This window comes from Flavobacterium sp., assembly GCF_044341185.1.
In the GTDB taxonomy this organism is placed as follows: Bacteria; Bacteroidota; Bacteroidia; order Flavobacteriales; family Flavobacteriaceae; genus Flavobacterium.
The window spans coordinates 20,358-43,613 of sequence record NZ_JBIISE010000018.1 but is presented as its reverse complement, the minus strand read 5'-3'; the positions used below and the strand labels follow the sequence as shown (position 1 = coordinate 43,613).

The window sequence follows — 23,256 nt, the reverse complement described above, 5'->3', positions numbered from 1 at the left end:
CAGGAATTGTAAGAAACTTTACTAACTTCGGAATTTTCGTAGAATTAGAAGAAGGAATTGATGGTTTAGTTTACATTTCTGATTTATCTTGGACTAAAAAAATCAAACATCCATCAGAATTTGTTAACGTTGGTGACAAATTAGATGTTGTAGTTTTAGAATTAGATGTTGAAGCTCGTAAATTATCTTTAGGTCACAAACAAACTTTAGATAATCCTTGGGACAAACATGAAGCTGCTTATGCAGTAGGTACAGTTCACACAGGTACTGTTTCTGAAATTGTTGACAAAGGTGCTACTGTAGAATTTTCTGAAGACGTACAAGGATTTGTTCCTACTCGTCATTTAGAAAAAGAAGATGGTAAAAAATTGAAAAAAGGTGATTCAATTGAATTTAAAGTTATCGAATTTAACAAAGAATTCAAAAGAATTGTTGCTTCACATACTGCTACTTTCAGAGAAGAAGAAGAGAAAAACTTCAAAGCTGCTTCTAACGAATCAAGCAATAACAATGTAGCTACATCTTCAAACAATGCTGAAAAATCTACTTTAGGTGATATTGATGCATTAATGGAATTAAAAGCAAAAATGGAAAAATCAGAGAAAAAATAATTTTCTAATTTTATACAAAAAGTAATCCCAATCAGAAATGGTTGGGATTTTTTTATAAATACAATCATACATTATGTTTAAAGATATAGATTTCAAAAAAGCGCTACAAGAATTGCCAGAAAAGGAGAAAGACAAACTTATTTTAAGATTGTTGCGAAGAGATTTGGATTTAGCAGAAAAATTATATTTTGAATTAGTAGACACCGATTCTATTGAAGACAAACGTAGTATAATGGAAATAAATATTTCTAAACAAATTCATCGTTTTTCTGAGAATTTTCATTCATTAGATTATATCGCAATTGAAATGCGTAATATCAGCGGAAAAATTTCGCATCACGTAAAAATTACAAAAGATAAGTTTGGAGAAATTAGCTTGAATTTACAAATGCTAAATGAAGTTATAGAGCAAAATGATTTTTCTTTGACGCATTCAAAGCCACAAAAATCATCTAAATTTTATAATTATGTAATTGTTCGAACTTTTAAAATATTACTTTTAATTCAGGCACTTCACGAAGATTTTCTTTTGGATTTTAAAGAAAATTTGAATAGGCTAGGAGTCAATATTTCTAAGGACAAGATGCTTTTAAAAACGGCAAACTATAACAGTTTAGATATCAACTGGATTTTAGAGGCAGAAATACCAGAAAATATTCTTCAAATTCATAAAGAAATAAAAGCGGCAGGATTTTTAAAATAGAAATTACGCAGAGAAAGTACAGATCTTTATAAAAAAAACCTTTTAAGTTTTGAATTAAAAGGTTTTTTTTATTCTATTATAATTATTTTATCTTAAAACAGCTTCAAATTTTGTTTCGAAATTGCTTTGTAATTTATTCATAATTTTATCAATTTGAACATCTGTTAGTGTGTTTGAAGTATCTTGAAGAACAAAACTCAAAGCATACGATTTTTTTCCTTCTGGAAGGTTTTTTCCTTCGTACACATCAAATAAGTTAATGTTTTTTAATAACGATTTTTCCGTTTGTTTTGCCACTACATATAACTTCTCAAAAGTTACAGATTGACTTACTAATAAAGCTAAATCTCTTCTTACTTCTGGGAATTTAGGAATATCAACTACTTTTATTTTATTTGAAACATACTTTTGAATGGCATCCCAATTTAGATCTCCATAAAACACGTCTTGTTTAATGTCAAATTGTTTTAAAACTGATTTTTTAATGGTTCCGAATTCGACAATCACTTCATTTCCAATAGCAAAACCGATTCCTTCAGCAAAAACATCTTGTGATACTGGAACTGTTTTTACTTTAGTATCGATGTTTAATTTAGATAAAACAGCTGTAATATACCCTTTGAATAAAAAGAAATCTGTAGGTTTTTGAGCTAAATTCCAACTTTCAGATGAAGCATTACCTGACATAGTTATTGTTAAATGCTTTTTTTCTGTGTAATTTTCTTCAATGGAATGATATGTTTTTCCAAATTCAAATAATTTTAAATCTGAATTTCTTCTATTAATATTATAAGAAACTGCTTCTAAAGCTGAAAACAATAATGATTGACGCATTACAGATAAATCATTACTTAATGGATTTAACATCGTAACTGTTTCGTTTGAAAGTATTTGTTCAGAATACGCTACGTAATTTGAAGTCGTTAAGGAATTGGCCATCATTTCATTAAATCCTAATGAACACAATTGATTAGCGATTATATTTTGCACTTTAAATTCTTCTGTTCTTGAAGAATTTGAAACCGATGCGTTAATTTTATTAGGAATTTTAATGTTGTTATAACCGTAAACTCTTAAAATTTCTTCAATAACATCTACTTCTCTCTGAACATCTACTCTGTACGGAGGAATATTTAATCCCAAACCAGCATCAGAAATACTATTGATTTTTATATCTAATGAAGCCAAAATATTTTTAATGGTTTCTTTTTTAAGTTCTTCTCCAATTAATTTATTTACTTTTTCAAAAGATAGAAAAACATTAAAATCTTCTATCTTTTTAGGATAAATGTCAATTAAATCTGAAGTAATTTCGCCACCTGCAACTTCTTGGATTAATAAAGCGGCACGCTTTAACGCATAGTCTGTTATTTGTGGATCAATTCCTCTTTCAAATCGGAATGAAGCATCTGTTGATAAAGTATGACGCTTTGCGGTTTTTCTAATAGAAACTGGATTAAAATAAGCACTTTCTAAGAAAATATTAGTAGTAGTTTCCGTTACTCCAGAATTTGCACCACCAAATACTCCTGCCATACAAATAGGTCCAGATTCGTCACAAATCATTAAATCTTCTTCGTGTAAAGCACGTTCTATACCATCTAAAGTTGTAAATTTTGTACCTGCAGCAACTGTTTTTACAATTATTTTATTTCCACTTATTTTATTCGCATCAAAAGCATGTAAAGGTTGTCCTAATTCGTGTAATACGTAATTTGTAACGTCAACAATATTGTTTTTTGGAGTAAGTCCAATTGCTTTTAAACGGTTTTGCAACCAACTTGGCGATGGTTTTACAGTGATTCCAGAAATAGTTACACCAGCATATCGAGGTGCTAATTTAGCATCTTCAACTTTAACATCTATTTTTAAAGTTCTTTTATCGACTTTAAATTTACTTACAGAAGGTGTAATAAATTCAGTAGTAACATTAGATTGTAATAAACCTGCTTTTAAATCACGGGCAACTCCCATATGACTCATAGCATCCGCACGATTTGGAGTTAAACCAATTTCAAAAACTTCATCTACTTCTATGTTAAAAACTTTACTTACAGGCGTTCCTGGTTGTAAATCGTCGGACAAAACCATAATTCCATCATGACTAGTTCCTAAACCAATTTCGTCTTCGGCACAAATCATTCCGTGGCTTTCTTGTCCTCTAATTTTTCCTTTTTTTATTTCAAAAGCATTTCCGTCTTTGTCATATAATTTTGTTCCAATTGTAGCAACAGGAACTTTTTGTCCAACGGCAACATTGTTGGCACCACAAACTATTTGTACAGGTTCGTTTCCATCACCTAAATCTACTGTAGTAATTTTTAATTTATCAGCATCAGGATGTTTTTCACATGTTAAAACATGCCCTACAACAATACCTTTTAGTCCACCAGTAACACTTTCAAAAGCTTCAACAACTTCAACTTCCAAACCTAAATCGGTAAGTAAAGCAGCTGTTTCATCTGATTTCCAGTCTATTTTAATAAATTGTTTTAGCCAATTATAAGAAATACGCATGTTTCGAAATTTTAATAAGATTGCAAAGATAAGTATTTGATTAGAATTTAAAAGTAATTTTTGTACTTCATACCGAATTTATTAGTAAAATATTTTTCTATAAAATTCAATTTGAAACATATTGTTTTTGTAATTTTGTATTTCGTTTTATAAAATTGAAAATGGAAAAAGGTCATCATGGCTTGCACAAACTTTCTGCAGCCGGTTTACTAGTTACGCTAGGTATTATTTATGGAGATATTGGAACTTCTCCTTTGTATGTTCTTAATGCAATTATTGGAAAAAATCCTATAGATTCAGATATCATAAAAGGAGCCATTTCATGTATTTTTTGGACATTAACACTTCAAACCACAATTAAATACGTTATTCTTACACTTCGAGCGGATAATAATGGTGAAGGCGGAATCTTTTCTTTATATGCTTTAATTAGAAAAGCTAAAATTAAATGGTTATTGTTTCCAGCCATAATTGGTGGATGTACGTTATTAGCCGATGGTATTATTACGCCGCCTATTTCTGTTTCATCAGCTATAGAAGGTGTAAAAACAATGTATCCAAGTTTTGAAGAAAAATACATAATGTATATTGTAATAATAATTTTAACGTTATTATTTGCAATTCAACAGTTCGGTACTAAATTTATTGGAAAGTTTTTCGGACCTGTAATGTTCGTTTGGTTTGCTATGTTAGGTGGTTTAGGTTTAATTCAAACCATTAATAACGTTGATATTCTTTCTGCTTTAAATCCGTATTACGCCTATAAATTACTTTCAATTCATGGAGGTTATTTATATTTAGGCGCTGTATTTTTATGTACAACAGGAGCAGAGGCCTTATATTCTGATTTAGGACATTGTGGAAAAGATAATATTAGAATTAGCTGGATTTTTGTAAAAGCAACTTTAATTTTAAATTATTTAGGTCAAGGTGCTTGGTTAATTCAGCATGATGGTCAAACTTTAGCACAAGCTGGAATTACAAACCCTTTTTACGGAGTAATGCCAGAATGGTTTTTACCTTTTGGAATTGCCATTGCAACTTTAGCAGCAATTGTAGCGTCACAAGCATTGATTAGTGGTTCATTTACTTTAATTAATGAAGCCATTCGTTTGAATTTTTGGCCAAAAGTTAAAATCAAATATCCAACAGAATTACGAGGACAATTATATATTCCTTCTTTAAATTGGTTACTTTGGGCAGGTTGTATTTTTATTGTACTTTATTTTGAAAAAGCAGCTGCAATGGAAGCCGCGTATGGTTTAGCAATTGTATTAACGATGTTAATGACAACTACACTGCTGAATTTTTATATGATAATTAAGAGATATAATAGAACCTTTATTTGGGTAATTGTAATCACTTATTTAATTATTGAATTGGCCTTTTTATATGCTTGTATGCATAAATTTGGAGAAGGTGGATACATTACTTTAATTATTGCATTTGTATTATTTGCCGTAATGACATGTTGGTATTTTGCAAGAAAAATTAGAAACAGATTTGTAGAATTTGTGAAATTAGATAAATATTTACCTGTTTTAGAAGATTTGAGTAGAGATGAATCTATTGCAAAATACGCTACAAATTTAGTGTATTTAACAAGTGCCGATAACCGATACGAAATTGAATCGAAAATCATTTACTCTATAATTAATAATAGTCCAAAGCGTGCTGATATTTATTGGTTTGCTCACGTTCATGTTGTAGATGAACCGTATACAATGGAATACAGAGTTTGTGAATTTATTCATGATGATGTTATTCGTGTTGATTTTAGATTAGGATTTAGAGTCGCGCCAAAATTTAATAAAATGTTTGCTCAAGTTGTAAAAGACATGCAAAAAAGGGGAGAAGTAGATTTAACAAGTAGATATACTTCTTTGCATAAACATAAAATTATTAGCGATTTTAGATTTGTATTAATAGAAAAATTCATGTCGTATGACAATGCTTTACCGTTTTATGAAAAACTAATTTTAGATGGTTATAATTTGTTAAAAAAGATGGGCTTATCTGAAGAAAAAGCATTTGGATTAGATCCTGGATCTGTTACTATTGAAAAGTTTCCATTAAAAATTTCAGAAACGAAAGCATTGAAATTAACAAGAATAGATTAAAATAAAAAAGCCAGAACTAAAAAATTCTGGCTTTTTTTTTATATCACTTTCTTAATCACTCTTAGTTTATGAGTATGCCTTCCTGTATCAACATTATAAATACCTAAATGGTCAATTCTATCAATTCTAACTTTTCCAGAAGCGTGAATGATGTAATTGTTTTCCATCATAATACCAACATGAATAATATTTCCTTCATCATTATCAAAAAAAGCTAAATCTCCAGGTTCACTTTCTTCAATAAAACTTAACGCTTCTCCTTGAACTGCTTGTTGTGAAGCATCTCTTGATAATTTATATCCATTTAATTTATACACCATTTGGGTAAACCCTGAACAATCAATCCCAAACGGCGATTTTCCACCCCATAAATAAGGTGCGTTTAAATATAAGAATGCCGTTTTTAAAATATTATCTTTAGATTTTATACCACATTCTTTTTGGCCATCAAATTGATAATTAGAAGTATTAATTTCATTAATGTCTAAAAAATTCAAGGTACTTCCCAATGGAATGGGCATTAATTGATTGGTGTCATAAGAAATAAAATCAATTAATTCGCCATTTAATATGAACTCTGATTTTTCTAATACATGATATTGATTTTCTGTAATTTTTTGAAATTGTTTTGAGTCAATCCAACCTTCATATGCATCGAAGGCGGAAACAATTTTTGTCCATTTCGGTGAAGATTCAATTATTTTAAAGGCTTCACCAAATAACAGCTGTGAAACCATTTCGCTTTTATCGCTGGCTTCGCTTCGTATCGGTACAATTCCTAAATTACAAATTCCAAACATTTAGTTATAATTGATAATTAACTATTGATAATAAAGCAATTGTTAATCTTAAAATTATTATTTATTTATGCTCTTTCAATAACAATTGCAGAAGCACCACCGCCACCATTACAGATAGCTGCTGCACCAATTTTTGCATTGTTTTGGGCTAGAACATTTATTAGTGTTACAATAATTCTGGCACCAGAACATCCAAGTGGATGACCTAATGAAACCGCGCCACCATTAACATTTATTCTATCATTATCTAATCCTAAAATTTTAGCATTTGCCAAACCTACAACTGAAAATGCTTCATTAAACTCAAAAAAGTCAACATCTGAAAGTGAAATTCCGGCTTTGTCTAATGCTTTTGGTAAAGCTTTTGCAGGAGCTGTTGTAAACCATTTAGGTTCTTGTGCAGCATCTGCATATGATTTAATGTATGCCAAAGGTTTTAAACCTAATTCATTTGCTTTTTCTTCACTCATTAATACCAATGCTGCAGCACCGTCATTTATTGTTGAAGCATTTGCCGCAGTAACTGTTCCTTCTTTAGTAAAAACGGCTGTTAAAGTAGGAATACGGTCTAATTTTACATTTGTATATTCTTCGTCTTTAGAAACGACAATCGGATCTCCTTTTCTTTGTGGTACTTCTACAGGAACAATTTCGGCATCAAATTTACCTGCATCCCATGCATTAGCAGAACGTGTATACGATTGTATAGCAAAATTATCTTGTTCTTCACGAGAAATAGCATATTCTGTAGCACATAAATCTGCAGAAACACCCATAGCATTTCCATCGTAAGCATCAGTAAGCCCATCTTTTTGCATTCCATCTACAAAAGTTGTTGGACCAAATTTAACACCATTTCTTAAATGCGCATAATGAGGTATTAAACTCATGTTTTCCATTCCACCAGCCACAATAATTTCTGCATCTCCAGCTATAATAGCTTGAGCGCCTTGCATTACAGCTTTCATTCCAGAAGCACAAACTTTATTTATGGTAGTACATATTACATCATTAGTTAATCCAGCATATAATGCAGCCTGACGCGCCGGTGCTTGTCCGTTACCAGCCTGAACCACATTACCCATTATTACTTCATCAACTAAAGAAGGGTTTAAATGTATTTTATTTAAAGCGCCTTTAATTGCTGCTGCTCCTAATTTGGTTGCAGATACACTTGATAATGCGCCCATGAAACTTCCAATTGGAGTCCTTACAGCCGATACGATAACTACTTTTTTGCTCATTTTATTTCAATTTAGTTTTGCGAAAATAACAAAATTTTACCAAATTTTAAACTATTTATTGCTTTTTATAGAGATATAGATGACCTAAATATATAATTTTCAAATATTGATTTTGATATTTGTTTATGTATAATGTTGATATTTAGTAGGTTTGTTTTAAATTTAAAAATTATACCTTTTTTTAATTGGAAATAAAAGAATGTTATCCTATATTTGCAACCGCAAAAAAGGATAATTCTTTGCGGAATTAATAGGAGAGGTGCCGGAGTGGTAACGGAGCAGATTGCTAATCTGTCGACGGGTGACTGTCGCCAGGGTTCGAGTCCCTGTCTCTCCGCTTTTTTCGGGGTGTAGCGTAGCCCGGTTATCGCGCCTGCTTTGGGAGCAGGAGGCCGCAGGTTCGAATCCTGCCACCCCGACATCATTTCGTTGTCAAACGAATAAAATTTAGGTTGCGTAGCTCAGCTGGATAGAGCAACTCACTTCTAATGAGTAGGTCCCAGGTTCGAATCCTGGCGCGATCACAAAAAAACCTCGATAGTTATATCGAGGTTTTTTTATTAAAAACTCACTTGTCTTAAAATCGTTTTTCCAAAAGGTATCAAAGTAATGTTCTCTATTTGATGGGTGGTTTTATTTTTTGCTTTGATTTTGATTTGACCATTACTAAAAGTCGCTTTGTTATCTTCAATAAATTCAAAACGATTGGAATCTATTGGTTTATAAGTTAAATCATCAAAATTTGTAAAATAGGATTTTCCTCTTTGTTCAATGGCTTCGATGGGTTTCGCATAAAACAATGCGCCGTAGCTGTAATACTTTTCCTTATTTGAATCTTCTTTAATTTGAATTTCAGTGGTAAACTCAATTTGAATCGCGTCTTCTTTACCAAATTTTCTATCAATAACTATGAAATCATTTTCCATAGAATAGCTTTCATTAGTTATAACATTAGTAGCCCAAGATGGTTTTCTAATTTTTATGATAGGTTGTGCGTAATTTGGATTTGAAATTTTGAAGGTAAATGTATTCTCGTAAGGATATTCCGTAATGGTTTCAATTTTTATGAATTGATTTTGAATTTTTGTTTCTATAGAATTAGGCATTAAAAGTACATTCACTAAGGTGTTTTCATTTTCCTTCAACCATGCCTTTTCAATAAAATAAGGTGTTATTCTTCCTGCATTCGGATTGCAACAAACCGCAACATCTTGATGCGCCGGCGAATATTTGTATCTCGTTTGATTGCGGTTGGGCTCAACTTCACCATTTTTTGTACCCATCATTTCATACGAATTATCGGTCTTTAAATAAGCAATACAAGAATAAATCGGATTTCTAGAACCTTGAGCTGCATTGTAGAAAATAGTTTCTATTGCTTCTGCCGTTTTAGGATTTCCTTGCTTTTGCAGCAAAACGGTATAACTGTCCAATAATTCGTGTAACGAACAGTATTCATAACCTACATGTGTTGCATCTGCAGTTCTTTCGGCAATCCATTCATCTCCAATTGCTCCACCTGTTAGTGTTGTAGCTTGTTCAATTCTTCGAATATAAATTTCTAGTGCTTTTTGTAATTCAGAATTATTAGCAGCATAAGTGGCAACTAATAAAGGACGTAAATGCTCATAGGTATGCACACCATACGATTGTAGTTTGTAGTTTGGATTTAAAATATTATTTAATTGAACGTCTTTTTCGGATTGATAGGTTTTGCTAAAGTCCAAAAATAAAAATAGGGCATAGTCAACGTATTTTTTATTGCCTGTGATTTGATACATTTTATCTAAAACATCGGTAAAGGTTAAGCCATGTGAAACACCACCATTAAAAGCTTTGCCAGATGAAAACGGACTTGATTTACCTATTGGATAATTAATCATTACATTATCAACAGCTTTTACTAAAGCATTCCAAACTTTTTTATCTTTTGAATATTCATAATACGCTAGTAATCCTCGATACATAGTAGCTTTTGACCATAACTCGCCATTTTCTGAATTGAAATTATAGCGTAATTCTTTATCGTAAATTCCAATATAGCCATCTTTATCTTGCGATTTCAATACTTTTTGTACGTAAAGTTCGACTTTTTTAAGACCTGCTTTGTCGTTTAAAAGAATTACATTTCTTATGTAACCATCCCACCAATTGGATTGTGTTTCGCTGTTCCACCATTTGTATTGTTCACTTCCTTCTGCATCACCTTCTTTATTGTTTCCTAAATCTTTAACCGTACTATTTTTATGCAATCTTCCTGTGCTGTAAATGGGGTCATTGATTAAGTCTGGAACCAATTTATCTAAGTTCCCTACAAAACCCGCTACATCTTTCTGCATTTGGGTCTTCAACCAACCGGAAGGTTTGATGCTTCCAAAAGGTAGTATTTGATATTTTTCAGCCACTTTATTTTGGTTTTGACCATGTATTGTCAAAGTGAATAAAGTCAAAATTAATAGTGTTTTATGAATATTTCTCATAATTAGTATTGATTTGTCATTTGAAAGTTGAGTGTTCCGCCTTTAATAATATCCGAATAGTTTATTATTGGTGTACTTACTTCTGTATTGTTTAGTTTTTGATGATTTGTATAAATATTTTCTGCAGAAAAATTAGAAGTACTGATGCTGAATTTTTTGTTGTTTTTTAGATGGATCGTTGCATTTTTAACTTGCGGTGCACCCAATACAAACTCACCATTAGCCGGATTTACAGGATAAAAACCTAAAGTTGATAAAATATACCAAGCCGACATTTGACCGCAATCGTCATTACCAATCATACCATCTGGAGTATTGTTGTGAAATTCGTAGATAATTTTATGAATGTATTTTTGTCCCACTTTTGGTGTATCGGAAAAAGCATATAAATACACTATATGATGACTCGGTTCGTTACCATGAGCATATTGTCCAATCATGGCTTCTTGTCCTAAAAATTTATTTGGATTGACACTTTCAATGGTAAAAAAATCATTTAGTTTTTTGGTGAAAGCAGTTTTTCCGCCCAAAAGATTTTGCATTCCTTCGATATCATATTGTGCAGGAGTCCAAAAATACTGCCATGCATTGGCTTCGGTATAATCGCCTGGATTGTTCATAGGTGAAGTAGCAGTTAGCGGATCAAAAGGATTTCGCCAGTTGCCATTAGTGTCTTTTCCTCGAAATAATTGGGTTTTTGTATCAAATAAATTTCGATAATAATGGGCTCTTTTTAGGAACTGAATTGAATTTTCTTTATCATTCATTTGATCAGCCATTTGGGCTACACACCAATCATCATATCCACTTTCTAAAGTTCTGGAAACCGCTTCATTATCTAATTTATCAAAGGGATAATAGCCAAATTGATTGTATAATTCCCAATCAGAATTGAAGTGATTTTGTGTTGAAGTTTCAATCATAGCTTTAAGTGCTTCTTGTTTATCAAAACCAGTAAAACCATTTTGATGAGCTGATAGAATCATTGGAATAGCGTGGTTGCCAATCATGCAATAATTATCTTGTCCCCAAGCCGTCCAAATAGGTAAAAATCCAGCTGCTTTATGATGTGAAAGAAGAGTGTTTATGATACCATCAATTTTTTCAGGCGCAATAATTTGCAACAACGGAAAAGCACTTCTATAAATATCCCAAATGGATAAAGTAGAGTAATATTCATTGTTTGATGCTTTTGCAATTGCATCATCGGCACCTCGGTATTTTCCATCAACATCTGCAATATTAGATGGTTGTAGCAATAAATGATACATCGAGGTGTAAAAGATTTCTTTTTGTTTTTGGGGAGCTTCAATATCAATACGGTTCAGATAATCATTCCAAACTTTTTCGGCATTTAGTTTTACTTTTTCGAAGCTCCAATGCGGAATTTCAGTTGTTAAATTCAATTTTGCACCCTCAATACTAACTGTAGATAAAGCAATTTTTACTTGTACTATTTTATTCTTTGACAAATTAAAATCTAAAATATATTTAGGTGCATTTTGCTTTTTCCCTTTCGGAATCTCTTGGATTTTTGAAAAAGGAGTTTCAAAGTTAATTGTAAAAAAATATTTTTTAGTTACCCAACCTTTGGTTTTACAATATCCTGAAATCGTAGTATTGTTTTCAATTTTAATGTCATTTTCTAACACCAAACTATCGTTTAGAAATTGAATGCCGTGTTGAAAATCGAGCAATAATTTAGCTTCTTGAGATGGATAAGTATATTTATGAAAAGTTACTCTTTCTGAACACGTTAATTCTACTTTAATACCATCTTTCTTAGTTAAAGTGTAATAACCAACACTTGCTTTTTCTGAGTCTTTATGATAACTATTCTTGTATTTTATTTTATTTTGATCAAATGGTAACAAAAGTATATTTCCCATCTCACCAATTCCAGTGCCGCTAAATCGTGTTTGTGAAAATCCCAACAATAAAGTGTCTTTATATTGATAACCGCTGGTATGGTTCCAACCTTCAATAGAATTATCAGGTCCTGGTTGCACCATTCCAAAAGGCATAGAAGGTCCCGGAAAAGTATGACCTGTGCCATCGGTTCCAATAAATGTATTTACAAATTTTGTATTATTTTGAGCATTTACATTTAATATGTAAAGCAGAAACAAAGAACTAAATACTACTTTTTTTATTTCCATAATGCATCCATTTCTTCAAGGGTTTTATTTTTTGTTTCGGGAATTTTTTTCCAAACAAAAACAAGTGAAAATAAGCAGATTACAGAAAATAAATAAAACGGAAATGCACCATTAAAGTTATCTTTTAACCACTGATTTTCAACTAAACTAGGAAAAACTTGTGTTACTACAAAATTAGCAACCCATTGAATAAAAACACTAATTGCTAAAGCCAAACTTCTAATTTTAGTTGGAAAAATTTCAGATAATAATACCCAAACAATTGGACCCCAAGAAATACTAAAAGCCCCCATAAATAGCAGTAAGAATGGTAATACCCAATTTCCAACAGCATCAAAATAAATGAAAAGCCCAACGGCAGCTAAGGCAATAGTCATACCGATAGAACCCATATAAAGCAATGGTTTTCTTCCCATTTTATCTACTAATTTAATGGCAAACAAAGTGAAAATTAAATTCACTACACCTAGAATACTGGTTTCTAATAATGAAACATCGGTAGAACTTCCTAAACTTTTAAAAATTTCTGGCGCATAGTATAAAATGGCATTAATTACTGTTAATTGCTGTAAGACAGAAAGTCCGATACCCACAAAAAGCGCTTTTTTAAATATAGGATTGCTTAAATGTTTCCACTGATTTTTATCTTCCTGCTGTAGTGAATTTTCAATTTCAGATTGAACTTGCGCTACTTCTTCTGGTGTATTTAATTTTTGAAGAACTACAATGGCTTTGCTGGTTTCACCTTTTTGAAATAACCATCTAGGGCTTTCAGGAATTAAAAAAATAAAGATTAAAAATAGGATAGAAGGAATAATTTCAGAGCCAAACATCCATCGCCAACCTATGTTTAAATTCCAAGCGGCATCACCTTGCAAAGCAATGAAATAATTTACAAAATAGACCACTACAATACCAATTACAATCGCTAATTGATAGTTTCCTACTAAGGCGCCGCGTCTTTTTGGTGGGGCAATTTCTGCAATATACATGGGTACAACCATCGAGGCAATACCCACACCAATTCCTCCAACAATACGAAATAGGACAAACATCGTAAACGAAGTAGGGAAGGCCGTTCCGATAGAGTTTAAGATAAAAAGTACTGCTGTAATCAGCATGGTTACTTTTCGTCCAAATGTATCGCTTAAAAAATCAGAGAAAAAAGCACCAATTAAACAACCTACCAATGCGCTAGAAATTGCCCAACCCGTTTCCACAGGAGACAAATGAAAAAATTCGGTTAAATTTCCAATAGCACCCGATATGACTGCCGTGTCATATCCAAATAATAAGCCACCTAATGCGGCGCTTAAAGCTATAAAAAGAATGTAGTTTTTACTTTGCATTTGTTAAAGGTTTTGTTGTAAATAGTTTTTCATTTGAAGGTTTGTTTCCCATTGATCAGCAAGTGGTTTTTTTGTAAAGGGTTCTTGTGGCATGTATGGAAACGGACCAAACTCGGGTGTAATGGTAATATTCTCTTTATTTTTCTTCTTTTGAATTTCAATAATTTCTTTCCACCAACCTAAATATTGTTCTAAATAATTTTTCCATTCTGGAGCAAAAGGATTGTTTACTTGTGGACTTTGTTCAAATCCAATACGTGCGTGAATGTGATTAATATTTGGGTATATTTTGCAAAGTAACTCGTTTTGGTCGTGTAAATCACTTTCGGAAACCACACAAAAATGAGAAAAATCTGCTATTAATTTTAGTTTAGGAAAAATATCAATATAGTTAAGAAGTGATTTTAAATGAAAAGAAAATCGTCCACGATGAATTTCATGCCAAATAGGAATTCCTGAAACTTTTGATAAGTGATCACAAATCTCTATAATTTTACAATTATCACTAAAACTAAAAAAATCTTTTCCGGTGTGAGAATTAATATAATTCGGTTTTAATTGGATTAGAAATTCTAAGCGATCTGTAATTCTTTCAATATATTCAGCTACAGTTTCAATTTTATTGGAAAGTACTTGTTGGGCAATAAAAATAAAATCAGGATTACTAGTATTTCGGATATTTTGTAATTCTACTTGAAATTCTGCAATGAAATCAGCATCATCAGGAAAATTGATTTCCACACCTTTGTAGCCGTTTGTGACTACCTTAGTAAGAAATTCTTTTGCTGATAAATGTTCGCAACCCCAGTAAGTACAGATATATTTGATTTCCATATTATTCAGCATATAATATAGGATTAATAGGCGAATTAATTATTTCACCCACTTTAGCGCCAGGGCACCAAGTATTCCAATCGTGGATTTGATTTTTATTTTCAGGATTTTTTAATTTCATATCTTTATCCATATAAATTATGGTCATTACTTTTCGCATTTCGTTGGTAACATTAGCGCCTGCTCGATGGAAAACCCAACCCGAATGAAAGCTAATTTCTCCAATATCAAAGGATTCAATTACATGTTTGAAATCGGTTACTCGTAATTTCTTTTGAATCAATTCTTCACTTTCGTCACCAATTTCTAATTCTCGTCCTTCTACTATTGTGTGACTTCCAGCGCTAAATTCTAACGGACCCATTTCCAGTGGAGTTGCCTGAAGTGGCATCCAAGCAGTAATTGTTTTGTCAGTTTCTAAAGGCCAATAATATTGATCGGCGTGCCAAGGCGTAATTCCTCCTCCGCCTTCTTTAAATAACGCTTGGTCGTGATACAATCTAACTCCATCTACTTCCATCAAATCCGATGCTGTTTTAGCAATTCGTTTACTAAAAATCAGTTCCTTAACAACTTCATTTTCTAACCACAAATTAAATAATTGCAAAAATGCTTTTCCATAAGTTGTTCTGTCTTCAAGTGCGGTTTGTTCTTTGTTCATTTTGTTCACTTGCGTTGTAATAACTTCGTTAAAAAACTCCGTTGTCTCTTGATTAAGAACTTCTTTCAATTTTATATATCGGTTTTTTTGATAGAACTCAATTTGTTCTGAAGTCAATGAATACGGTTTGTTAAGAAATTCTGATATTGATTTTGAAAGTGTTTGCATAACGTTTTAGTATATTTTTTTTTGACAAATTATTTTTTGTAGACTAATTGATTTTCAAAAATATTTAATCTTTTAATTACGATTTAGCATTAATTTGTTAAAATGTAATACTATATTGAATTATTTTTGATACATTTCAGTTTTTTAAGTTAATTTGCGATTATGAAAGCAATTTTAGAAGATGTAAAATCAAATCAGGGCGCATCAAGTTTTTACGCATTTCGATACCAAGTGCCCTTTTTTCAATTCAAATGGCATTATCATCCGGAATATGAATTGACCTATATTGTGAAAGGCAATGGATATCGGATCGTGGGTAATTCTTATGAATATTTTAATGATGGCGATTTAGTTCTTTTAGGGAATCATTTGCCTCATACTTGGTCTGGAAAGTTAAATGATGACATTAAATCGGATGCGGTAGTTATTCAGTTTTCAAAGGAATTTATAACTCCTTTTTTAGGGCTTTAAGAAAGTCTATTGATTAAGAATATGCTAGATACTTCAGTGAGAGGAATTCGATTTGAGCCTGATGAAGAATTGGTTTCTAAAATTATTGCATTAACAGAAACAAATGGTGTAGATAAAATTTTAAAGTTAATTTCTGTTTTAGATGATTTGTCAAAAAAGCAACCCATTCTTATTGCTTCAAATTCCTTTCATAATGTTGTTTCAAAGAAAAATGAAATGCGAATTAATAAAGTTTGTCTTTACATTCAAAACAATTTTTACACTAAGATATCACTTAAAGAAGTTGCAGACCTAATTTTTCTAACGGAGAGTAACTTTTGTAAGTTTTTTAAAAAAGCTACTGGTAAAACCTATTCAGATTATCTTAATGAACTTAGGATTAATGAGGCTTGTAGGTTATTAGTTCAAACAGAAAAATCAATTAATCAAATATCATTTGATTGTGGTTTTGAAAGTCTTAGTTATTTTAATCGTGTTTTTTTAAGCAAAAAAGAAATGACGCCTTCAAAATATAGAAAATCAATAGCTATCTAATTTTTTATTCTACTTCAGGAAAATCTCTATAGGCATAATATTGCAATACATCTTCAATAGCCATTTGTAAAGCACGATTTATATGTACATAACTATTTCCTAATCTGAAATCTATCTGAGATAAATTCATATAATAATCTGTAAAAATTGGAACAGGCAATCCATTATTAATGGCTTCGTTTGCGGCGTTATAATTATTAGTTTGCTCGTCTTTTATGATAGAACATGTGGCCAAACGCAATTGTGCAAATTTATCTCTAGTGGCACCATATCCAAATAATCTACAAACTAAACCTCGGTATTTATAAGTTGAACAACTTCCTAAATGTTCATTTTTTTCTGATGTTTGACTATAATTATAACAAATAGGGTTGGAGTGTTTTGCTAATTTTTCAAGTGTATTTTCTGCTTCGCCAATTTTAAACAAATGAAAAGCCCATGGTAAAAATTCAAGTGGAGAGGCTTCCATCGTAGGATTGGTACAACATTTTCCACAACCAGCGTTGCAGAATAAATGAGTTTTAGAGGTAAAAGTAGTTAATTCGGATTCTAATTTATCGAATAACAATTCAATTTCTTGAACTTTTCTTTCAATTGACATTCTTTTTTTTTGGCGAATTTACGGTTTAAAAAAGAATTGTCAAATCAATATAAAGCAATAATGAAAAGAATGCTAAGCAATATTTTTAAATCCATTCGGCAAAGGTCGATAGGCATAGTACTGTAACACTTCTTCTATGGCATATTTTAAAGCTTGGTTAATTGGTAAAATAATATTTCCTAGGTGAAAATCTATTTGAGATAAATTCATATAATAGTCAGTAAATACAGGAACGGGAAGACCTTTATTTATTGATTCTGTTGAATTATTGAAGTTTTCTACTTGCTCGCTTTTTATTATTTTGCAAGTCGCCAATCGCAATTGTCCGTATTTGTCTTTCGTTGCGCCATATCCGAATAATCTACAAATCAATCCACGATAAGGATAATTACTACAACTCCCGTTTACTTTATCTAATAAGGTTAAAGGATTGTATATATGGCAAATTGTGGAAGTTTTTATTTCTAATTCGGCAAGAATTTTATCTGCTTCACCATTTAAAAATATATGAAATGCCCAAGGTAAAAATTCTAATGGAGAGGCCTCAATGTCTAATTTTGTGCAACATTTACCGCAACCCACATTACAATGCAACTTAGTTTCTTTTTGAAAGGTGTTTATTTCAATATCTAATTGACTAAACAAATGTTCTACAGCTGCAACCTTTATTTCAATGGACATATTTTTTTTACGAATGTACGCTTTAATATGACTAAACTTAGTTTAAGTTGGATTTATTTCAAAAAGAAAAAATCTCTAACTATTAATAATTAGAGATTTAGAATATAATAATAAAAATTAAATTAGTTCACTATAATTTTTTTAGTCAGACTTCCTTTTTCAGCATTAATTTGTAAAAAATAAAATCCTTGTGGTAAATTGTTTAATTTAAACGTGTTTTGGTAAAAAATAGGATTAACAATTTCTTTTATGATTTGACCATTAACATTAATTAAAGTAAGTTTCGAAATGCTTTCTTCTGTAGCAATTTCAATTTCATTAGAATTTGTTGGGTTTGGGTATACCTGAACAGCTGAATCTGATATGAAACTTTGAGATGATAAAAATACTGTTGGCCATCTGTTTTCTGCTGCAGGTCCTCCCCAAATAACAGTAGCTAAATAAGGATTGTCAATAAATGGATTTCTATTTCCTTGCGCATATGTGTTTGATAAATTCCCATGATATGTATTTCGATTATCTTCATAAAGAGAAACAGGATCTTCTGCATTCCACTGTAAAAATAATTGAATCATATTTGTATCTGTAGAAACAGTAGCACCAGTACCCACATTAATTGGTAAACATTGTGAAGGATACCTTAAATACATATACATCATCATTCTTGCTACATCACCTTTCCATTCATTTCCGGGATACCAACCGCCTGTAACAGGTGCTGAATTACCAGAACCAGCTGCAAATTTTAAATTTCCTCTATTTCCGTTTCTATCCACATCGCAAGATCTTAAATGATGAGCATCTTCGCCAGCATCACTATCAGCTGAAGATGTTGCGCCATCAACTAAAGCGGGTGTTCCTAATGATTTTGCATATACATGTTCACGGTTCCATTCGCAAGAATTTCCACCTCCATTACTCATACTATTTCGTTCTCTATGGTCATTATCATCTGATGTAGAAGCTGGACAAGTTGTAGAACTAAATCCATATAATAACAAAACATTGCTTGAATTTGTTGGATTTACATCGGTTGCTTGAGTTGCATTCCAATCTTCAGAATATGTTAAAAAATTAGTATGAGTCGCTGTAATTTTTGTTGCTAAGGCATTTTTCAAATTCATTCCTGTAAGCGTCCAGTTCATTCCGTTATAATAAGGATTTGCAGGTGCTCCAGCTTGCCCAAAACCAAAATGAGCAGATAACAATAATAATAGTAATTTTATTTTCATATTTTGGGGTTTATTTATTTCTAGTTAATAAAGCCATGTAAAATCCGTCATAGCCAGATTCGTGAGCTAATACTTTTTTATCTTGAACGAAAGTAAAGTTCTTTCCAATTTCTGTGGTTAAGAATTTTTTTACTTGTTCTTGGTTTTCAGAAGGTAAGACACTACATGTAGCATACACTAATTTTCCTCCAGGTTTTACAATAGGAGCGTAGCTTTCTAAAACTTCAGCTTGAACCTTACGAATGTTGTCTATAAATTCTGGCTTTAATTTCCATTTAGCATCTGGATTTCTTTTTAATACACCTAAGCCACTACAAGGCGCATCAATAAGTACTCTATCGGCTTGACCGTGTAGTTTCTTTATCACCTTAGTAGTATCTATAACGCGATATTCAATGTTGTGAATTCCATTTCGTTTGGCACGAATTTTTAATTGTTTTAATTTGCTTTCGTACAAATCCATAGCAATAATTTGCCCTTTGTTTTGCATTAAACAAGCCATATGTAATGTTTTTCCACCGGCACCTGCGCAAGTATCAACCACTCGCATTCCAGGTTGAATATCTAACATATGAGCCACCATTTGAGAAGAGGCATCTTGTACTTCAAACAAGCCATTTTTAAAAATATCTGTCATAAATACGTTGGCTCTTTCTTCTAATTCTAATGCTTCAGGATAATCAGGAAGTACTTTTGTATGAATATCTAATTGAAGTAATTCTTGTTTTAACGCTTCTTTAGTTGTTTTGATGGTATTGGTACGTAAAATGACTTTTGCAGGTTCATTTTGAGCGGCAATTTCTTTTGACCAAATTGTTTCTCCTAACTCTTTTACACCAATTTCATCCATCCAATCTGGAATAGATTCTTTGAATTTTCTATCTTTTGATAATTCATCAAATTTACCTTTAATTCTTCTAACTGGTGTACCTTCAAAATATTTCCAATCTGGTAACGTATATCCTTTTAAGGTTGCCCAGACGGCAAACATTCTCCAAATACTATCTCTTTCAAATGGTTCTTTTTTAATTTCAGCTATTTCAGCATAAAGGCGTTTCCATCTAACAATATCATAAATAGTTTCTGCTACGAATTTTCTATCGCTGCTTCCCCATCTTTTATCTAACTTTAATGCTCTGGCAACAACTTTATCAGCATATTCGCCTTCATTGAAAATTGCCATTAAGGCGTCTATTACTGCAAAACTTATGTTTCTGTGAAATCTCATGTATTAAGTATAAAAATGCTTGCAAAGATAACAATTAAAAACAAAAAAGTGTTGATTCACGCTATAAATAGCTCGTTTTAAACTAATAGATCTCTAAAAATATAGATATAAATGGTCGTCATTTTTTGAATAATTGTATATTCGCCTAAAATAAGTAGTTTATGAAATATTTATCCTTGTTCGTGTTTCTTGTTTTATTGTCCTGTAAATCAACACATAAAATTTTAGAAAGAAAAGATATTTTTTTAGATTCTCTTTCTATTCGAGCTATTTATCCAACGATAAATGGAGTTTGGTTTGGAGGCACAAATAGTAAAGCAGGATTTATAAGCTTTCAAAACGAGGCTGAAACTAAAATCGTAAAATTACAGAAAGAAAATACAGATTTTAGAAGTATGGCGAATGCGAATAGCAGCATTTATGTTTTAAATGCGGGAACCCCAGCTAATATGTATGCATTAAATACTTTTGGATATAGTGCTGCTTCAAATTTAATTTATTCTGAAACTGGAGAAAAAGTATTTTATGATAGTATGTTTATTGATGCAAAAACAGGATTAGGAATAGTTATTGGAGACCCAATAGAAGATTGTTTATCTGTACTTTTAACAGAAAATTCTGGAAAATCTTGGCAAAAAATTTCTTGTGATATATTACCAAAAACGCTTGAGGGAGAGGCAGCTTTTGCGGCAAGCGATACCAATGTGAAAATTATTGAAGGCGTGATTTATATTATTTCTGGAGGAATAAAATCTAGGTTATTTATGAGTGAAGATAAAGGAATGTCTTGGCAGGTTTTTGATACCCCTATAATTCAAGGTAAAGCTATGACTGGTGCATTTTCTATGGATTTTTACAACAAAAGAAAAGGAATTATTGTGGGTGGAAATTACGAAAATCAGAAAGATAATTCTATCAATAAAGCAACTACTAACGATGGAGGTAAAACTTGGAAAATAGTATCAAAAGATCAAGCTTTTGGATATGCATCATGCGTACAATTTGTGCCAAAAAGTCGAGGAAAAGTGTTGTATACTTGTGGTACTTCAGGTGTTTATTATTCTACTAATTTTGGAGAAAAGTGGACAAAAATTTTAGATGATACCGATTTTTATACCCTTCGTTTCAGTGGAGAAAATAATTTGTATTTAGCAGGTAAAAACAAAGTAACCAAAATAAAAATAAGCCATTAGAAATGGCTTATTAATTATTATTTATCTTCTAGGTGGAGGCGGTGGATGATTGCCTTTACGTCCTTTTAATTTTTCTAAAATTTTTCTGTGAAATTCGTGTTCTAAACGCTCTAATGTTACAACTTTTTCAGCAGTGATAATTGGAATTAATTCTGCACGCATTTTCTTTTTTAAAAGCATTACCTCCGTTTCAATTGCTTCGGCTTCTTCAATTTTTTTTAAAGCTTCTTCATCGGTACCATTTTTTTTACCAACTCGAAGTTTCATTTGGGCTTCTTTTAAAGCCATTATTTTGTCGTCATACTTATTATAAACGGGCCAAAATTTTTCTGCTTCTTCTGAAGTTAGTGCCAATTTTTGAGAAATAAATGCAATTTTTAACGATTTAATTTTATCCTTTTTTTCTTGTATCATTTCTTTTCTAGCGGCAAGTATTTCTTCTCTTTTTTCAATTAATTGCGCTCTTCGTTTCTCTATTTCTACTTTTTTAGCCTCTAAATTTTCTTGCGCTTGATTACTCAAACTAAAAACAAACGCTACAAGTATTACTAAATTTTTCATTTTACTTTTTATTTAATTAATATTGTTTAAATTATTGTAAATCAACTCATTTTCTAATTCTATTAATTCTTTATCGTCTAACATAGAGCCCACTTCATATACACTTAATTCTTCGGAATGCAATTGTAAATAACTCATTTCTACTAGTTCATTGTTTTTTGTTTCTGTTGAATGGTATAACATGGGAGAAACAATAGTTAGTAATAAAACTGCTGCAATTCCGCTTACTTTATGTAAGGTGTGTTTTAAACTAACAACTTTAGCTTCTGTAAAATTGACTTTTGCTAACAATTTTGCTTCATTTTTAACAAAATAGTCTTCAGGCACACTAAAACCAGATGTTATAGGGATTAAATTTGAAGATGCTTCTCCATTTATTTTCTCAATTATTCTATCTGATAAATTATCAAAATAATCGTTAGGCGTAATAAAGCCGTTTGTAATTTTATTATTATCTAATTCTGTTTTCATTATATATTAGACCTTTGTTTATGTAAATGGTTTAATTGTTTTTTAAATATTCTTCAATTTTTTTTACCGCGTGATGATAGTTTGCTTTTAAGCCTCCGACTGAAGTATCTAAAATTTCACTAATATTTTCATATTTCATTTCTTCATAATATTTCATTTTGAAAACCAATTGTTGTTTTTCAGGTAAAGTAGCAATGGCTTTTTGAAGTTGTAATTGAATTTCATTTCCTTCAAAATACACATCTGATTCTAAATTTAATATTGCCTTTTGCTGTACTTCTATATTAGAAATTCCTTGTTTTTTGGCGCGCTGTTCAATAAAAGTAAGCGATTCATTCGTTGCTATTCGAAACATCCAAGAATACAATTTACTATCGCCTTTAAAATTACCAATATTTGAAAACACTTTTATGAACGTATTTTGAAGCACATCATCCGCATCATCGTGATTTAAAACGATATTTCGGATATGATAATATAAAGGTTTTTGATAGCGTTGCACCAATTGTTTAAACGCTGTATTTTTCGTTTTCGGATTTATGAGCGTTTCTATAAATAATTTTTCTTCTTGCAAAATCAACAATTCGTTTAATATTTGACTAAAGTTACACAAAAAGGTTTAATTATCATTTAATTTT

The 23,256-nt window shown here is 31.3% G+C and carries 21 protein-coding genes and 3 tRNA genes; 9 read left to right on the top strand and 15 right to left on the bottom strand.

Annotated features, from left to right (window positions below):
- On the top strand, nucleotides 1–611 hold a 611-nt coding region (locus tag ACIQZ1_RS05610), incomplete at its 5' end, for a S1 RNA-binding domain-containing protein (protein ID WP_396159824.1).
- 73 nt (nucleotides 612–684) lie between these two features.
- Nucleotides 685–1,314 carry a hypothetical protein gene (locus ACIQZ1_RS05605; RefSeq protein WP_396159822.1) on the top strand — a complete coding sequence of 210 codons (630 nt, stop codon included), beginning with the start codon at nucleotides 685–687 and terminating at the stop codon, nucleotides 1,312–1,314.
- A gap of 87 nt (nucleotides 1,315–1,401) precedes the next feature.
- On the opposite strand, the gene pheT is transcribed toward ACIQZ1_RS05605, so the two are convergent.
- The gene (pheT, locus tag ACIQZ1_RS05600) at nucleotides 1,402–3,831 is read right to left on the bottom strand and encodes a phenylalanine--tRNA ligase subunit beta (RefSeq protein WP_396159820.1); all 2,430 of its coding nucleotides are present in this window, start codon (nucleotides 3,829–3,831) and stop codon (nucleotides 1,402–1,404) included.
- Between the two features lie 161 nt (nucleotides 3,832–3,992).
- Between pheT and ACIQZ1_RS05595 the strand changes: the two genes are divergently transcribed.
- Nucleotides 3,993–5,951: a KUP/HAK/KT family potassium transporter gene (locus ACIQZ1_RS05595; protein WP_396159818.1), complete on the top strand. Its 1,959-nt coding sequence runs from the start codon at nucleotides 3,993–3,995 to the stop codon at nucleotides 5,949–5,951.
- Between the two features lie 38 nt (nucleotides 5,952–5,989).
- On the opposite strand, the gene ACIQZ1_RS05590 is transcribed toward ACIQZ1_RS05595, so the two are convergent.
- Complete coding sequence (locus ACIQZ1_RS05590) at nucleotides 5,990–6,751, bottom strand: NlpC/P60 family protein (protein ID WP_396159816.1); 762 nt, start codon at nucleotides 6,749–6,751, stop codon at nucleotides 5,990–5,992.
- A 65-nt stretch (nucleotides 6,752–6,816) separates the two neighbouring features.
- Nucleotides 6,817–7,995 carry an acetyl-CoA C-acyltransferase gene (locus tag ACIQZ1_RS05585; protein ID WP_396159814.1) on the bottom strand — a complete coding sequence of 393 codons (1,179 nt, stop codon included), beginning with the start codon at nucleotides 7,993–7,995 and terminating at the stop codon, nucleotides 6,817–6,819.
- Nucleotides 7,996–8,248: 253 nt separating this feature from the next.
- Between ACIQZ1_RS05585 and ACIQZ1_RS05580 the strand changes: the two genes are divergently transcribed.
- From ACIQZ1_RS05580 to ACIQZ1_RS05570, 3 genes are all read left to right on the top strand, one after another.
- Nucleotides 8,249–8,332 (top strand) — tRNA-Ser (locus ACIQZ1_RS05580).
- A gap of 7 nt (nucleotides 8,333–8,339) precedes the next feature.
- Nucleotides 8,340–8,414: transfer RNA gene (locus ACIQZ1_RS05575), tRNA-Pro, on the top strand.
- Between the two features lie 31 nt (nucleotides 8,415–8,445).
- Nucleotides 8,446–8,519 (top strand) — tRNA-Arg (locus ACIQZ1_RS05570).
- Nucleotides 8,520–8,555: 36 nt separating this feature from the next.
- Here ACIQZ1_RS05570 and ACIQZ1_RS05565 read toward each other — a convergent pair.
- Genes ACIQZ1_RS05565 through ACIQZ1_RS05545 form a run of 5 tightly spaced genes read right to left on the bottom strand, consistent with a single transcriptional unit; the run spans nucleotide 8,556 to nucleotide 15,646 of the window.
- Complete coding sequence (locus ACIQZ1_RS05565) at nucleotides 8,556–10,475, bottom strand: beta-L-arabinofuranosidase domain-containing protein (RefSeq protein WP_396159812.1); 1,920 nt, start codon at nucleotides 10,473–10,475, stop codon at nucleotides 8,556–8,558.
- Nucleotides 10,476–10,477: 2 nt separating this feature from the next.
- Entirely contained in the window at nucleotides 10,478–12,634 is a 2,157-nt protein-coding gene (locus tag ACIQZ1_RS05560) for a GH92 family glycosyl hydrolase (RefSeq protein WP_396159810.1), read from the bottom strand.
- A complete protein-coding gene (locus tag ACIQZ1_RS05555) occupies nucleotides 12,625–13,983 on the bottom strand; it encodes a sugar porter family MFS transporter (RefSeq protein ID WP_396159808.1) in 1,359 nt (452 codons plus the stop codon). Before ACIQZ1_RS05555 ends, ACIQZ1_RS05560 begins: the two co-directional genes overlap by 10 nt.
- 3 nt (nucleotides 13,984–13,986) lie before the next feature.
- A complete protein-coding gene (locus ACIQZ1_RS05550; RefSeq protein WP_396159806.1) occupies nucleotides 13,987–14,817 on the bottom strand; it encodes a sugar phosphate isomerase/epimerase in 831 nt (276 codons plus the stop codon).
- 1 nt (nucleotide 14,818) lies between these two features.
- Complete coding sequence (locus ACIQZ1_RS05545) at nucleotides 14,819–15,646, bottom strand: phytanoyl-CoA dioxygenase family protein (protein ID WP_396159804.1); 828 nt, start codon at nucleotides 15,644–15,646, stop codon at nucleotides 14,819–14,821.
- 162 nt (nucleotides 15,647–15,808) lie between these two features.
- Here ACIQZ1_RS05545 and ACIQZ1_RS05540 point away from each other — a divergent pair, with 162 nt between their 5' ends.
- The gene (locus ACIQZ1_RS05540) at nucleotides 15,809–16,117 is read left to right on the top strand and encodes a cupin domain-containing protein (RefSeq protein ID WP_396159802.1); all 309 of its coding nucleotides are present in this window, start codon (nucleotides 15,809–15,811) and stop codon (nucleotides 16,115–16,117) included.
- 21 nt (nucleotides 16,118–16,138) lie between these two features.
- Nucleotides 16,139–16,651, top strand: a complete 513-nt coding sequence (locus ACIQZ1_RS05535; protein ID WP_396159800.1) for a helix-turn-helix domain-containing protein — start codon at nucleotides 16,139–16,141, stop codon at nucleotides 16,649–16,651.
- A 4-nt stretch (nucleotides 16,652–16,655) separates the two neighbouring features.
- Here the strand turns inward: ACIQZ1_RS05535 and ACIQZ1_RS05530 are convergent, their stop codons facing one another.
- From ACIQZ1_RS05530 to ACIQZ1_RS05515, 4 genes are all read right to left on the bottom strand, one after another.
- A complete protein-coding gene (locus ACIQZ1_RS05530) occupies nucleotides 16,656–17,252 on the bottom strand; it encodes a YkgJ family cysteine cluster protein (RefSeq protein ID WP_396159798.1) in 597 nt (198 codons plus the stop codon).
- Nucleotides 17,253–17,324: 72 nt separating this feature from the next.
- Complete coding sequence (locus ACIQZ1_RS05525) at nucleotides 17,325–17,933, bottom strand: YkgJ family cysteine cluster protein (RefSeq protein WP_396159796.1); 609 nt, start codon at nucleotides 17,931–17,933, stop codon at nucleotides 17,325–17,327.
- A 122-nt stretch (nucleotides 17,934–18,055) separates the two neighbouring features.
- Nucleotides 18,056–19,165: an endonuclease gene (locus ACIQZ1_RS05520; protein WP_396159794.1), complete on the bottom strand. Its 1,110-nt coding sequence runs from the start codon at nucleotides 19,163–19,165 to the stop codon at nucleotides 18,056–18,058.
- Between the two features lie 10 nt (nucleotides 19,166–19,175).
- Nucleotides 19,176–20,393 (bottom strand): RsmB/NOP family class I SAM-dependent RNA methyltransferase, encoded by a 1,218-nt coding sequence (locus ACIQZ1_RS05515; protein ID WP_396159792.1) that lies wholly within the window; start codon nucleotides 20,391–20,393, stop codon nucleotides 19,176–19,178.
- A 161-nt stretch (nucleotides 20,394–20,554) separates the two neighbouring features.
- Between ACIQZ1_RS05515 and ACIQZ1_RS05510 the strand changes: the two genes are divergently transcribed.
- On the top strand, nucleotides 20,555–21,586 hold the full coding sequence (locus ACIQZ1_RS05510) for an oxidoreductase (protein WP_396159790.1): 1,032 nt from the start codon (nucleotides 20,555–20,557) through the stop codon (nucleotides 21,584–21,586).
- Nucleotides 21,587–21,607: 21 nt separating this feature from the next.
- Here ACIQZ1_RS05510 and ACIQZ1_RS05505 read toward each other — a convergent pair whose 3' ends face one another.
- Genes ACIQZ1_RS05505 through ACIQZ1_RS05495 form a run of 3 tightly spaced genes read right to left on the bottom strand, consistent with a single transcriptional unit; the run spans nucleotide 21,608 to nucleotide 23,192 of the window.
- Nucleotides 21,608–22,147, bottom strand: a complete 540-nt coding sequence (locus tag ACIQZ1_RS05505; RefSeq protein ID WP_396159788.1) for a hypothetical protein — start codon at nucleotides 22,145–22,147, stop codon at nucleotides 21,608–21,610.
- Between the two features lie 12 nt (nucleotides 22,148–22,159).
- Complete coding sequence (locus ACIQZ1_RS05500) at nucleotides 22,160–22,618, bottom strand: hypothetical protein (RefSeq protein ID WP_396159786.1); 459 nt, start codon at nucleotides 22,616–22,618, stop codon at nucleotides 22,160–22,162.
- 31 nt (nucleotides 22,619–22,649) lie between these two features.
- Nucleotides 22,650–23,192 (bottom strand): RNA polymerase sigma factor, encoded by a 543-nt coding sequence (locus ACIQZ1_RS05495; protein ID WP_396159784.1) that lies wholly within the window; start codon nucleotides 23,190–23,192, stop codon nucleotides 22,650–22,652.
- Between the last annotated feature and the right edge of the window lie 64 nt (nucleotides 23,193–23,256).